Source organism: Ensifer sp. 4252 (assembly GCF_050434565.1).
Taxonomy (GTDB): Bacteria; Pseudomonadota; Alphaproteobacteria; order Rhizobiales; family Rhizobiaceae; genus Ensifer.
In genome coordinates, this window is record NZ_JBNDIU010000008.1 from 79449 (window position 1) to 92488 (window position 13040).

Below are 13040 nucleotides of genomic sequence, written 5' to 3' on the forward strand. Positions count from 1 at the left end.
CATGCGATCACCGCGGCAAATGAATGGTAGTGCCGATGTTCTCGACGCTGTCGTCGTCGGCGCCGGCTGGGCGGGCCTCGGCGTCAGCTATTGGCTGGCACGAAGGGGCCTGCGCCATAGCGTCCTGGAGCGGGGTCGCATAGGCGAGACCTGGCGCACGCAGCGGTGGGCTTGCTTTCGTATGAATACGCCCAACGTGCAGACCGTCATGCCCGGCGACCGCTATGAGGGTCAGGATCCGTATGGCGTCCTCATGCGCGACCAGTTCGTCGCTCTCCTTGAGGACTTCGCCGGGAGAAATGGGCTGCCGATCGAAACGGATACTGCGGTGAGAGAACTCGCGCAGGAGAATGGCGTCTATCGGCTGACCACCTCGCACGGCACGCTTCGAGCGCGCAACGTGATCGTCGCAAGCGGCAACCTGAATTGTCCTGTGCGCCCGATCTCGTCGGATGCGTTGCCGTCTGACATTTACCAGATCGACGCATCCGGCTATCGCAGCGCTGCCGATCTACCCGGCGGAGCGGTGTTGGTGGTCGGAAGCGGTCAATCAGGCGCCCAGATCGCGGAGGAACTGGCGGAAGCGGGCCGGACGGTCTTCCTCGCGACCAGTCGTGTCGGGCGGCTCCCACGGCGTTATCGGGGGCGCGACGTCATGATCTGGCCCGAGGAAAGCGGATTTCTCGACGTGCGGCGGGAGGAGGTCATTCGGCTTGCGGGACGCATCCCGCCGCGTGGTGTGCTCGGGTCGCAGCACACGATAAGCCTTCAGGCGCTCGGCGCCCAAGGTATTGTGCTTCTCGGGCGATTGACCGGCGTTGCGGATGGCGGTCGCCTCTCGTTCGCCGACGATGTCGAAGCAAATATTCGCTTTGGCGATGAAGCCTCCGACAAGGTCAAATGCCATATCGACGACTATATCGGCCGAACCGGAATCGACGCACCCGTTTCGGAGCCCGACCTTGCGGAGACGGTCGCGTGGCGTCAGCCGGATCCCGCCATCGGTTTGCTCGATCTTTCCCGGTTCGGCATCACGAGCGTTGTGTGGTGCACAGGCTTCAAGGGCGATTTCAGCTATGTCCGGACTTCCTGATGCGCTCGACGCTGCCGGACAGCCCGTTCACACGGATGGCGTAGGCGTTCTGCCGGGCCTCTACTTCGCCGGACTGGATTTCGCCTCCACACGCAAGTCAGGCATAATATTGGCGATCGCCAAGGAAGCACCTCGCCTTGTCGAACACATCGTAGGGCATTCGTGACCGCCTTTGGCATAGTCGAGAAGCTCCTTGCCGCGGGCCGAATACGTTGGGGGCTGCACAGGCGGTCACAACATCAGGTCCGATACAGACTCCCTATTTGGGAACTATGTGCGCCCCAGGCCGTTTAGTCAGCACACATACTCGTCTGACGCTTCCTCCGCCGCCTGACAAATGGCCGTTTTTGCGCCGAGATCCGACACGCGGGAGCGTTTCAATGACCAGGCATGTCAAGTATGAAAAAGAGGCTCTGCTTCGCGGTTGGGACGCAGTCTACGACCTGGAAGAATTCATCCAGGCCTATCGTTTGGCACCACTTGCCGCGCGCGAGATCTTTGCAAAAGCTGGCCCCCGCAGGCTCGATCTTGCCAATGCGATGAATGCACGAGCGATGGCAGTGACACACCACTGGTCGATAACGCAGTTATGACTGCCGCCTGCCAGCAGGCTGTTGCCTCAGCGTGATATTGCGCGCAGGGTGTTTCGTCGACAGCGATTGAAGCGGGCGCTGTCGCGAACGGGTCTTTGTGTGCCTGTGCCCCAACCAAAGGAGGACATCATGTCTTCCAGCCATCCAGAACACTATCTTGATGCCGACGACCTCACCCTATTGGTCGAGGTACTTACCGCTGCGGGTTTCTACGGAACGACAGCCAAGGCAGATCCAAGTGGGCGGATTGCCGCCGCACGCTTCCTGTTAACTGCGCTCGAAAACGGCATCAACACGAATGAGATGCTTGCTACCGCCCTTGTCGAGCGTGGCGATGCCTCAAGCGGAGAACACCAGACGCCTCAGCAGACGAAAGCCGAGGCGATAGACCGATGGGATGACGAAGGCGGCGCTGTTTCAAGCGTCTCCGCCCGGTCAACAGGCTGACCGCCACTAGGAATGTCAACCGATCGGCCGTCAGCGCTTCCTTTCGTCCAAACGGGAGAATTCCATGCACACACTGCCCAGCCTGACAGGTCACCACCTCAGCCCCCAGGACCTTGCAGTGGTCCGGAGGGTCTTTGAAGCCACCTGCTTGAAAACACGGATCCAGGAGCGCGGCATACAGGCCGATCGTCTGGCCAGGTTCATCATGGACGAGTTCCGGTTCGGCAACACCGATGAAGGGTCCCTTCTCGAATGTGCCCTATGGCACGAGACGCGACGGATTCCGTCCAAGCCGAAGAGCCACTCAATCGTCGATACCCGAACAGCAAGAACGCGTGAGGGCCGCGATCCCGGCCAAATACCCACAACGGGTGCTCCTCACGATCGAGGCGCTCGCTAGCCGTCTAACCCCACGCAGCTAGCGCCGTCCGCCAACTATCCGACCTCATATACCTGGCCGCCCCTCATGGGCAGCCAGCACGGCCAGGCGCGTCGCCTGGAGCATGGCAGACCCCTCTAACCACAGGAGCCATCATGGCCAAGGAAATCAAAACATTGGACGTGCTTTTTCACGACACATTGAAGGACGTCTATTTCGCCGAAAGCAAGATCGTCGACACGCTGCCGAAGATGCGCGATGCCGCCAAGAGCAAGCCGCTCAAGGATGCGTTCATCAAGCATCTCGCTGAGACAAAGGTCCATGTCGAGCGGCTCGAGCAGGTCTTCAAGATCATCGGCAAAAAGCCTGAAAAGAAGACATGTGACGCGATCATGGGCATCATCAAAGAAGGCGCCTCGGTCATGGACGAGTATGAAGGCTCGCCCGCGCTCGACGCCGGATTGCTTGCCGCCGCACAGGCGGTCGAACACTACGAAATGTCACGCTATGGCACTTTACGCACCTGGGCGCTGGAGCTGGGCATGAAAGATGCCGCCAAGCTTCTTCAGACGACGCTCGACGAAGAGCAGGCGACAGACATTGCTCTGACCGCGATCGCCACGAAGGGCGTAAATCAGACTGCAGAAAAAGCGGCCTAACGCCAACATCGCCTATCGAGCCGGGCAAAGGCGACTGCGGCCTCGGCCAGCGCGCACGAGAAGCGGATATGATCGTGGGTTATATCTCGAGCGCTCCACGGCGCTACACTGACGCAGGGGTCTAATCTCGCGGTTATCGATTGCATTTGTAGGGAAGGAGACCACAGTGGTGTCAGGCAAAGTTTCGAGCAGGCCCTAAGCCACGGCTTCCTGCGGATATGCCCCCAACCAAAGGAGGACCAAATGTCTTCCAACGTAGCTTCCCATACTCCCATTCCCCTCAATATCGAGATGTTGAAGCGGGTGCTCGACACCGCCGGGCTGTTCAACGTCAGAAGCGCCTGGCACCGAGCGAAAAGACGGACGGCAACTCGATTTCTGATCGCGGCATTTCAGGGCGGCATCCACTCGGAGGCAGCGCTCGTCACCATTTTGATAAGCCAGATAGAGATGCTCTCCTCGCCTTTTTCGTCTGAAGATTTGGACCGGTGGGAGAACGAAGGTGGCGGCATGGCGTTTGATCGCTCCCCGGCACCCGAAACAATCCATTGATCGGATCGAGCACCAATTCTCGCGACATGCATCCGGGGGTGTGAAACTCGGCAACGTCAAGCGGGGCGTCGAGGCCATCGATTTTATCTTTCAAACTGACGCACTGAGTTGGCAACTCAGCCCTTTGGGGCCGCTCCGATGTTCTCCGGCACGACGCAATGCGACGCCGATTGCGTCCGCTCTTCGAGTTCGGTTGCGACCCACTCGAGAAACAAATGGTATGCGACAGCCAACAAGGTGGGCCCAAGAAAAAGTCCGATCAGCCCAAAGGCCAGTACACCACCCACGAGCCCGAACAAGCTCAGCAACACCGGGAGGTTGCTGTTTTGGTTGAGCAGGTAGGGGCGAAGAAAATTGTCAATGCTGCTGACCAGAAGCAGGCCCCAGATGGCGACGAAGATTGCCCACCCAATGGAACCTTGAAAGAGCAACCAGAGTGCAACTGGTCCCCAGACGAAGGGCGGGCCTCCCGGCACGAATGACAGCGCGAATGTCAGGCTGCCCAACAGCAGGGCCTGAGGCACCCCGACGATCCAGAAACCGATGCCGGCCAGCAGGCCCTGCGCAAGTGCGGTTCCGATCATCCCGTAGACGACACCCTTCACGGTCATACCGATGACCGTCAGCAATCTTTTGGCCCGGGGACCGGCAACGCGCTCACTGATCTGGCGCATGAAGCCGATCATGCGGCGACCATGCAGGAACAAAAAGAACGTGATGAAAATGCTGAGCGCGAGTTCAAGGAGCACGCCGCCGAGGGCGGCTCCGCCTGCAAGAGCAATATCGGTGACGGGACCAGTCAGTTTCTTGAGTTCGACGATGAACGCCGGGGCGTCATGAGCAAGGTTTTCCCAGTAGGCCGCCACGCCTTCGCCAATGAGCGGCAGGCCCCTAACCCAGTTGGGTGGCGCCGAAGGTCCCTCCTCCAAGACGTGCGCAATTCCCTCGGCCAGATTTCTTATGTCGTCGGCAAGCGTCGTCACCAGGAAAGCAAGTGGTGCGGCCAAAACAAGGACAACCAGCATCGTCATTATTGCGGCGGCAGCTGCGCGGTATCCCCCGACCGCACGTTCGCATTGGCGATAGAGCGGCCATGTCGAGAAACAGATTACCGCAGCCCACAAGATCGCGGACATGAAGGGCCAAAGAACCAGGGCGCAAGCGACAACCAACAGTGCAAGCGCACCGATACCGAGAACAGGTCCTATCCATCTGCGAAGATCTGACATTGCTCCATCCGCCTCTTTTCCCTGACACCTTCGCCACAGCCATATCCACTCGCCGTTCTCCGCGAACGCTCAGCGCGAGTGGGTGTGGCTAGTCAAGTCGAGCGCCAGCGCACGCGCAAACGGCGAACCTGTGTCGGCAACGCGAGTGCACTATCGGCATGCGCCGACGAGCACCGCAAACTCGTTGCCGCTTCGAAGCTAGGAGATTTGAGTGGTCGCAGTGAGGTGTTCTCGAGAACCCGCACCGCGCAAAATTGGGTCGCTCCCTTCGAGGACCTCCGCGGGAAAACCCGATCAGTCCAAGAAGGGCATGGGCGAGTGTCCGCCCATTGACGAATGTTCAATACCAGCGCCCGCGACCGTACCAGCCACCGCTGAGCACGAGAACGATCAGAACTATGATGAGTAGTGTGGTGATATCCATTTGGGTCTCCTAGGAGTACCCTGCTGATCGTCAATCACGATGATGGACGATGCTATTTTTTGCTGTACTCCAACGTAATGTAACGCGCCAGATGTGGCTTCGTTCCAGCCCGAGTATAGGGCGGCCAGAAAGCCGCCCCGCATCGGTTGAATGGGCTATTTGGCGCGGCGCCAGACACCGTTGACGCCGTCACCCTTGACGTCTCCAGCCTTCTTGTCTTCGGCATAGGTGTAAAGCGGCTTGCCATCGTAGGCCCACATCTCCTTGCCGGCCGTATCCTTGACCAACGACCATTCGCCTTCCGCCTTCGATTTCGCTGCGGCGTGGAACGCCGGCCACTTCTTCAGGCAATCGGCGTCGCAATTGGACTGGCCCTTCGTATCCTTGTCGAACGTGTAGAGGGTCATGCCCTTTTCCGTGGTCATGACCTTGCCCACCTTCGTGTCGACCATCTTGGCCGGTTCAGCGGCAAAGGCCGACCATGACGTAGCGGCGGCTACGCCCAATGCGATTAGAACGGTTTTCATGATTTTTTCCCATCGGGATGCCGGCGGAATGCCGGTAGTGCCCGAAGTCTAACGCACAGAAACGCGTAGCTTCGGTGGCGGTTCCATGACGCACCGTCTCGAAGTGCACTGCATGAGTGGCAGATACTGACAAACCGGACGCACTGTAGACCCGCAGCGTTTTATAAGGTCACTGGGTCAGGGAACCGGACTGTGTTGTCTGCGCGGATCCTGTAAACATGATCGTTGCGGGCCTAAATGCCCAGACCAGCAGAATACTCATAGTGACGATAAGGAGAGAGAAAACGAGACGTTTTGACATGGCGCCTTCCTCCATAGTTGGAGCGCTGTGAATGCGGGTGGCAGCATTCGTCGCCGTTGTCAGGTCGAACATTTCTGGCAAGGAGACGCGCGAGAGCCTTCCTTGTGGCCTCGCGGTCCGTGCGGTTCGGGAGCAGTTTCAGGTATCCGGTCGCCGCATGGCAACAGACGCAAGTGTATCACAGATCTTGCTTGCAAACGCGGGGGAACCGCCGCGTCAAACGATCAGTTGCACGATGTGGGAGAAAGGCGTCATCGCCCACCTGCCGTTATCATCTCTAGCGGTTCTGTAAATGATGAAGTCACGGCCGATGGTGAACGTCCCATGCATGGTGATCTCGTTACCCGTTGAGAGCACGGCTCGAAGCTCGGTTGCATGACGTTTCTCAATTTGATCGCTGATCAAATCAGCTAGGGCCACATCCAAGATATCTGGCTTTGAATCAATCAATGGCTCACCCCTCGCTTTTTGAGACACCTTGCGGATGCGACGACCTCGGCGCGGCGAACGCGACCACCCGACGCCTGCCACCGCCCGGACGAATATAACAGTTCAATTCGGTGAACAGGCACGACCGCCTCAATAAAAACCCAGTCGACGCGCTATGGTAGAGGCAAGTTGATTTGGCCGATGTGGCTTTCGCGGAATCAGAACTTCGAACCGCCCCAATCCCCTAAATTCTCGACAGACTGGCAAGCTCGATTTCAGTGCTTGCGGCCAGCTTTTCGTACCGAAGCAGATCTCTCTAGTGACGTCTGTTCTCCGACTCTGGCCTCGCCAAAGCATAACGCTCGAGTGAGCGCGCCGCCGCGCACAAGCCGGCGTCAAAAGGAGACATCATGTTTGATCGAACCAACCATCGTTCCATTCACTTCAATCGTCCGTTTCGTTTACCCGACACCGACGAGATATTCGCGGCCGGTGACTACGACGTCGACGAAGATGAAATCCTTATCGAAGGACTTTCCAGACTTGCCTATCGTCGCGTTGCAACGTTCATCAAAGTGCCGGCTACGATCGAAAATCAGTATCGAATGCGCCTGCTTGCGATCGAACCAGAAGAACTCGACCGCATCATCAAGCTGGATGGCGGCGAGAACATCCCCGCCTCCCACCCGCACGCTTGAAGCAAGAACTGGAGAATGACGATGGTCCACCAAGAGCATGCGCGCACCATAATACGCTGGAGAAACGAGGGCCGCGCACCCCACGATGTCCTCGGGCGATATCAGTTCGGCCGCCGCGTAGAAGTCGATGGATCCTGGACGATCTACCACGTCTTCAGCGGTAAGCCTGCCCAGGTTGGCGCGTGGAAAATGATTGGCCTCAATCGTCAGAATGCTCACCAGGCGCTCGACGTTCTCAACACGCTGGACGAGACTTGAGGCTAAAAGGCTTTTGAACACGGTCGCGAAGCACCGACGCGATAGCAGCCATCAATCGAGGACACGCGCCGAACGTAACGGTCCGGCACCTCCTCCCTCATCTGCCGGCCCTCACCAACGACCCGCGCGATATCGATGATGGCGCTCATGCGCGATCGAGAAGAACCTGAGCGAGCCGAAGATCACGCAGGAGCATCTGGCGGTTGACGCGAATGTGGACAGAACCGCGATCAGCGGTATCGAGCGGGGGAGTACAACCCTTGTTGACCTGCTGGATCGACTTGTTACCGCATTGAACGTCGACATCTCAGATCTATTCGTCGATCGCCCGGAGTCCGCCCCTTGCCCAGACCCGATGAAGGCTGGCAGAAAACCGAGGTAGCGAGACGGGCGGCGGTCTGCTTTGGGTGGTTTCCTGCCATACGTCTCGTCGACTGGAACGAGCGGCGAGCGCCACATCTGGGTTTTTGTGGTCAGTGAAACGCGGGTCGCGTCTCGGAGCCTTCGAGACGTGTGTCCTCCGTGGCCGCCATTCAACGCGATTACGGCGAAGCACACTCTGGCAGGCGCTGCGGCTTCATTATCTTCGCGAGCTCTTCCGCCTTGGCGCAATCAGGAAAGCCGACGAGCCGCATGGTTTCGATCAACCGCTGGCGCTCCGCTTCGTTGAATCCGGGAATATTGACAAATCCCTCGACGGTCAAATTGGGAAACCGCCTGAGTGCGTCCGTTACTGTGACCTTCGCCTCTTCAGTTCGGCCAAGAGCCGCAAGCGCGCCAGAACGCATTACCCAGTGTTTCCTTCCATAGTTTTCCGGCGTCAAGCGGTCCAGCATCCGCAGGGCATCTTCATGCCGGCCAGCCATGAAGTAGGCATGAGTGAAAATCCTGGCACTCCACATCGGGAAACCGGGGTTGAGACTGACCGCCTTGTCGACCAGTTCCGCGATGCGCTCAGGCTCGCCGAAGGTCGAGGCCCAATCGATATAGAAAGTCAGAACTTCGAATTGACCGGGAGCGAGGCGCAGTGCTGTATCGAACTCTGCCTTGGCGCGTTCGAATTCGCCTCTGTCACCTAAAATCATGGCATAAGCAGCGTGCGCCTCGGCATCGCTCGGGTCGAGCTGGACGGCGCGCTCGGCAGCTTCGGCAGAGAGAGCCCGGTTCTTGTCGGGTTCAACCCCAAAACCTATCAAGACACCATGGGAATGACTAAGTTCGACCCAGGCGCGGGCAAGGCCGGGGTCCAGTTCGACCGCGCGGGTGAGCAGCCTGACGGCCTCCTCGACATCCGCCTGATTGACTTGCTCGAGTTTTTCGGTGCCGAGCAGATAAAGTTCGTAGGCATTGAGATTCTCGGGCGGCTTTCGGTGGGCGGTGATGCGGCCCGCCTCCTGGACCAAACCAGCACCGCCACCGAGGCGGTTCGAAATCTGCTCGGAAATTTCGATCTGGATTGCGAACAAGTCCTCGTCCGGCCGGTCCCAGCGCTGCGACCAAAGATGCTTGCCCGTTTTGGCGTCGATGAGCTGCGCCGTAATTCTTACGCGGTCAGACTGACGCTGGACGGAACCCTCGACCACAAATCCTGCGCCAAGCGCCTTACCCACTTCACTTGGCACGGCTGGTTTGCCCCGGTATTGGTCAGTCGAGTTACGGGCGATCACCTGGAATTCAGGGAACCCCGCCAGGTCGGTGATTATGTCTTCAGTGAGGCCATCGGCGAGGCGTCCGGTCGCCTCGTTTCCGCCATAGTTGTCGAACGGCAGCACCGCTACCGAAGGTTTTCCGCTTACTGTCGCAGTCGGCCAGAATTGCCAGACCAGCCCGGCCAAAACCAGAACAAGGACTGGCACGGTTGCTGCTGCCCAAACCCAGCGCGGAGGCGATGACCGCGCTGGTTGGCGTGGGGCTTGTCCCTCAAGGATGATGCGGAAGGCCTGCACCGGTTCGGCGATATTCTTCATTTTCTGCTCGCCCATCGGCTCGAAGCCGAAAGCCAGCTTCTTCTCAACCTCCCTGGCGACCTTTCCCGAAACACAGATGCCGCCCGGGTCTGCCAGCTGCTGAAGCCTGGCCGCGACATTGACGCCCTCGCCATACCGGTCCTCGCCCTCAACGATCATCTCGCCGAGATTGATCCCGATCCTGACCCGGATCCGCTGGTCCTCGGGAACGGCGGCATTCCGTTCCGCCAGCCCGCGCTGCAGCGAGACGGCGCATTCCACGGCGTCCACCACGCTGCCAAATTCGGCGAGCATCCCGTCGCCCATAAGCTTGAAAATCTGGCCGTGATGGCGAGCAATCTCCGGCTCAAACAGTTCCTTGCGTCCCGCACGAAGGCGCTCGAATGTGCCAGCCTCGTCGCGCTCCATCAGCGCGGAATAGCCCACGACATCAGCAGCGAGGATGGTGGAAAGCTTGCGGTCCATTGGTTCGGCCCAACCTCACCGCATTATAGGACTGGTCGCACTTAAATAAAACGGCCGACCTCAACAGCGCTTCAGGGGAACCCGCGTTTCATCCAACACTACGACTGAACGCCGCCGGCAGTCCCTCGGCGTGGAATGCCCCATGTGAGCCCAATTATTCGTGTGCCTCCCGCAAGTCGCTTGCAATGTGAGGACCGTCGTCGAACGCAGCCCCACTCCCCCGCCTCAGGCGACGGACCATCCACCGTCCACCAGCAGGTTCGCGCCGGTGATTAGGCTCGCAGCCGGTGACGCAAGGAAGACCACAGCACCCACTACATCGTCGGTTTCACCGATCCGGCCGAGTGGAATGTGACCGAGCGTCGCTTGGCGATTGTCGGGATTGGATAGGAAAGGTGCGGTGCCATCGGTGTGGATGAAGGTCGGCGATACGGTATTTACCGTGACGTTGTGGCGCGCCCACTCGGCTGCAAGGCAGCGCGTCAGGTGATTAATCGCCGCCTTGCTCATGCAATAGATCGCCTCGCCGCGCAGTGCCACTGTACCGGCCTGCGAACTTATGTTGATGATCCGGCCCTCTTTACGCTGGATCATATGCCGACCTATTGCCTGCGTCATCAGAAAGGTGCCCTTGATGTTGACATCGAGTATCTGGTCAAGGTCCTTTTCCTCAACGAGTTCCGCGAGATTGCCCGGAGCAACTCCGACGTTGTTGATGAGGACGTCGATCCGACCGAACGTTGTAAGGGCCGCATCCACTGCTTGTGCGATATGGGCCTTATTGGGAATGTCCAGCTCAACCGGGAGGACTTTGCCTCCGGCGCTCTCGAGTTCGCTAACCAGGCCAGCCGACGCCGCGATGTCGCGGACTCCCAGGACGATATCGGACCCTGCTGCGGCACAGGCAATTGCGCAAGCACGACCGATGCCACGGCTCGCTCCCGTCACGAACGTCACTTTGCCGTCAAGGCTGAAATCCGGCGCATTCTTCTGCATTATGATACCTCCCTTGATAAAGCTCATTCATGGCAGCGTCGGCATGCGGATGCCAGACTGTCAACGCATGTTGCGGAGCATCCCTTGACCACGCCCGCAATGGGCCGGAAGCCGACCATAGAATCTCTGCTCTTGAAGAGAACCTAACCACGGACCCATGCTGCTCGCTCTGGAATCATTGGAGCACAGAACTGCTGCCGCAGGACCCAAAATGTAGCGGCTGCGACGAACAGGTGGGTTATACCATCCAGCCGCTCGAGCCCTCGAGATGGAGTCTGCCACAGGGCCTGCACTTGCAAATGGGAAGCGGCTGGGGACGGCCGATAATGATTTCACGCTTTCTTAACCATGCATTGTGAAAATTCGCCCATCCGGTGGGTATGATGCCGACCGTTCGTTTGGGGTAAAGAGTGCATGCGTAAGCCGCAAGATCAGACGCTGCCCTCCGGCGCTATCATCCCGGAGTCCGGCTACGTCGTCTCCCGCCGCACCGTCCTTTCGGGCCTCGGTGTCATGACCCTGCTTGGCGCCTCCGGCTGCTCGCCGACGCTCGAACTCCCGTCGCTGGGACCAATCGAGCCGTCGGGTGGTATGCCGCCTGTGGGCGTTGACCACATGCCGACCGGTTCGATCCGCCCGATCCCACCGATCAGCGTCGACAGCAACATTACCGCCAATAGCACGATGTATGCCTCGCTGACCGACAACGGCATCGTGATCCCGGCAATCCCATTCCAGAAGGTCAGGCCGGAATTCCGTCGTCAGATCGTTGTCGACCCGACCGGCGAGGCGCCGGGCACGATCGTGGTGCGGCTCAACGAGCGGCATCTCTATTGGGTGCAGGAAGGCGGCGAAGCGATCCGTTACGGCGTCGGCATCGGCAAGGCCGGCTTCGAATGGAACGGTCGCGCGGAGATCCAGTACACCAAGGAATGGCCGACCTGGACGCCACCCAAAGAGATGATCGCGCGCAAGCCGGAGCTGGTGAAATGGACGGGCGGCCAGCCGGGTGGCCTCGACAACCCGCTCGGCGCCCGCGCACACTATATCTACAAGGACGGCCACGACACTGGCTATCGCGTGCACGGCTCACCCGAATGGTGGACCATCGGCACTCAGGCCTCTTCCGGTTGCGTGCGCATGATCAACCAGGACGTCATCGACCTCTACAACCGGGTCAAGGCGTCGCCGACCAAAGTCCCGATTGTGGTGGCGTAAAAGGCGCTTCGCGCGGAGCGAGTAGCTTTTGCACTAGACCATCGATTGTCTCTGGAAATTCTGAGTATTACGCGCTATTTTCCACTTAATCTCAGCACGATATTGGCGACAGATTCTCCAACGGCATGGAATCTGGCGTAGGCTTTCAACAAGCTCGCATGTAAAAAACGAGAGATACACAGAATTGTTCAGCGTTCTCCTCTGCGCAGACGTCCCTAATCTTGCGCATCCGCGTGAAACGGGATCGTGATAATGCTGAGCAGGAGCTATCCTTTCGCTCGTGCCGGCATGGCTGTCGGCGCTGTGCCTGGATTGAAGATGGGGGCTGGCAGCGACTGTCGCCCCCGCCCGACTCTAAGCTCGATGTTGCAAACATTGGCCACTCTCGCCAAGGAGAAATGCGATGATTCGAAGCATGGTATTCCCTCTCACACTTGCGACTGTGGCCGCGATAGCTGTCGGCTGCGCAACCCAACAACAGAACCAGCGCGGCCTTAGGCGCCGGAACAGGTGCCGTCGCCGGGCAGGTAATTGGTGGGAACACAACGAGCACGCTCGTCGGTGCGGCCGGCGGCGCGCTGGTCGGTGGGGCGGTCGGGACCGCAACAACCGCGCCGGAAAATCGTGGAAACTGCCGATATAGACAACCGGACGGCACATTTATTGTTGCACGGTGCCAGTAAAAACACCCGGTTCGTGCCGCTGAAGCCAGGCGATGGTAGTTAGGGTACCGGTTGGGAGACCGAAGCAACGGGTCGCTTCGCTCGGGTTTCCGTAGGCATTCAGACGAATGAGCGCCAAGAAC

15 protein-coding genes and 1 pseudogene are annotated in these 13040 nt (G+C 59.1%); 11 read left to right on the forward strand and 5 right to left on the reverse strand.

What is annotated here, in order from left to right:
- The first annotated feature begins 1 nt into the window (after position 1).
- From ABIE33_RS17105 to ABIE33_RS17130, 6 genes are all read left to right on the forward strand, one after another.
- The gene (locus tag ABIE33_RS17105) at positions 2-1093 is read left to right on the forward strand and encodes an NAD(P)-binding domain-containing protein (protein WP_429127094.1); all 1092 of its coding nucleotides are present in this window, start codon (positions 2-4) and stop codon (positions 1091-1093) included.
- On the forward strand, positions 1077-1259 hold the full coding sequence (locus ABIE33_RS17110; RefSeq protein ID WP_429127096.1) for a hypothetical protein: 183 nt from the start codon (positions 1077-1079) through the stop codon (positions 1257-1259). The genes ABIE33_RS17105 and ABIE33_RS17110 overlap by 17 nt, the downstream gene beginning before the upstream one ends.
- Positions 1260-1473: 214 nt before the next feature.
- Positions 1474-1686 carry a hypothetical protein gene (locus ABIE33_RS17115; protein WP_429127098.1) on the forward strand — a complete coding sequence of 71 codons (213 nt, stop codon included), beginning with the start codon at positions 1474-1476 and terminating at the stop codon, positions 1684-1686.
- Between the two features lie 129 nt (positions 1687-1815).
- Positions 1816-2133 (forward strand): hypothetical protein, encoded by a 318-nt coding sequence (locus tag ABIE33_RS17120; RefSeq protein WP_429127100.1) that lies wholly within the window; start codon positions 1816-1818, stop codon positions 2131-2133.
- 534 nt (positions 2134-2667) lie between these two features.
- Positions 2668-3171, forward strand: a complete 504-nt coding sequence (locus tag ABIE33_RS17125) for a ferritin-like domain-containing protein (RefSeq protein ID WP_429127102.1) — start codon at positions 2668-2670, stop codon at positions 3169-3171.
- A 243-nt stretch (positions 3172-3414) separates the two neighbouring features.
- A complete protein-coding gene (locus ABIE33_RS17130; protein ID WP_429127104.1) occupies positions 3415-3723 on the forward strand; it encodes a hypothetical protein in 309 nt (102 codons plus the stop codon).
- Between the two features lie 116 nt (positions 3724-3839).
- Here ABIE33_RS17130 and ABIE33_RS17135 read toward each other — a convergent pair whose 3' ends face one another.
- The 3 genes from ABIE33_RS17135 to ABIE33_RS17145 form a co-directional block, all read right to left on the reverse strand.
- Positions 3840-4952: an AI-2E family transporter gene (locus ABIE33_RS17135; RefSeq protein ID WP_429127106.1), complete on the reverse strand. Its 1113-nt coding sequence runs from the start codon at positions 4950-4952 to the stop codon at positions 3840-3842.
- 579 nt (positions 4953-5531) lie between these two features.
- Complete coding sequence (locus ABIE33_RS17140; RefSeq protein ID WP_429127107.1) at positions 5532-5903, reverse strand: COG4315 family predicted lipoprotein; 372 nt, start codon at positions 5901-5903, stop codon at positions 5532-5534.
- Between the two features lie 517 nt (positions 5904-6420).
- A complete protein-coding gene (locus ABIE33_RS17145; RefSeq protein WP_429127110.1) occupies positions 6421-6654 on the reverse strand; it encodes a hypothetical protein in 234 nt (77 codons plus the stop codon).
- 389 nt (positions 6655-7043) lie between these two features.
- On the opposite strand from ABIE33_RS17145, the gene ABIE33_RS17150 reads away from it, so the two are divergent.
- The 3 genes from ABIE33_RS17150 (at position 7044) to ABIE33_RS17160 (ending at position 7971) form a co-directional block, all read left to right on the forward strand.
- Positions 7044-7331 (forward strand): hypothetical protein, encoded by a 288-nt coding sequence (locus tag ABIE33_RS17150; protein WP_429127113.1) that lies wholly within the window; start codon positions 7044-7046, stop codon positions 7329-7331.
- Positions 7332-7352: 21 nt separating this feature from the next.
- The gene (locus tag ABIE33_RS17155) at positions 7353-7589 is read left to right on the forward strand and encodes a hypothetical protein (RefSeq protein ID WP_429127114.1); all 237 of its coding nucleotides are present in this window, start codon (positions 7353-7355) and stop codon (positions 7587-7589) included.
- A gap of 181 nt (positions 7590-7770) precedes the next feature.
- Complete coding sequence (locus ABIE33_RS17160) at positions 7771-7971, forward strand: helix-turn-helix domain-containing protein (RefSeq protein WP_429127468.1); 201 nt, start codon at positions 7771-7773, stop codon at positions 7969-7971.
- Positions 7972-8131: 160 nt separating this feature from the next.
- On the opposite strand, the gene ABIE33_RS17165 is transcribed toward ABIE33_RS17160, so the two are convergent.
- Together ABIE33_RS17165 and ABIE33_RS17170 are read right to left on the reverse strand one after the other, a co-directional pair.
- The gene (locus tag ABIE33_RS17165) at positions 8132-10021 is read right to left on the reverse strand and encodes an adenylate/guanylate cyclase domain-containing protein (protein ID WP_429127117.1); all 1890 of its coding nucleotides are present in this window, start codon (positions 10019-10021) and stop codon (positions 8132-8134) included.
- A 225-nt stretch (positions 10022-10246) separates the two neighbouring features.
- Positions 10247-11017 carry an SDR family NAD(P)-dependent oxidoreductase gene (locus ABIE33_RS17170; protein WP_429127120.1) on the reverse strand — a complete coding sequence of 257 codons (771 nt, stop codon included), beginning with the start codon at positions 11015-11017 and terminating at the stop codon, positions 10247-10249.
- Between the two features lie 414 nt (positions 11018-11431).
- Between ABIE33_RS17170 and ABIE33_RS17175 the strand changes: the two genes are divergently transcribed.
- Complete coding sequence (locus ABIE33_RS17175) at positions 11432-12235, forward strand: L,D-transpeptidase (RefSeq protein WP_429127123.1); 804 nt, start codon at positions 11432-11434, stop codon at positions 12233-12235.
- Between the two features lie 415 nt (positions 12236-12650).
- A pseudogene (locus ABIE33_RS17180) lies at positions 12651-12918 on the forward strand (YMGG-like glycine zipper-containing protein).
- Positions 12919-13040 lie beyond the last annotated feature (122 nt).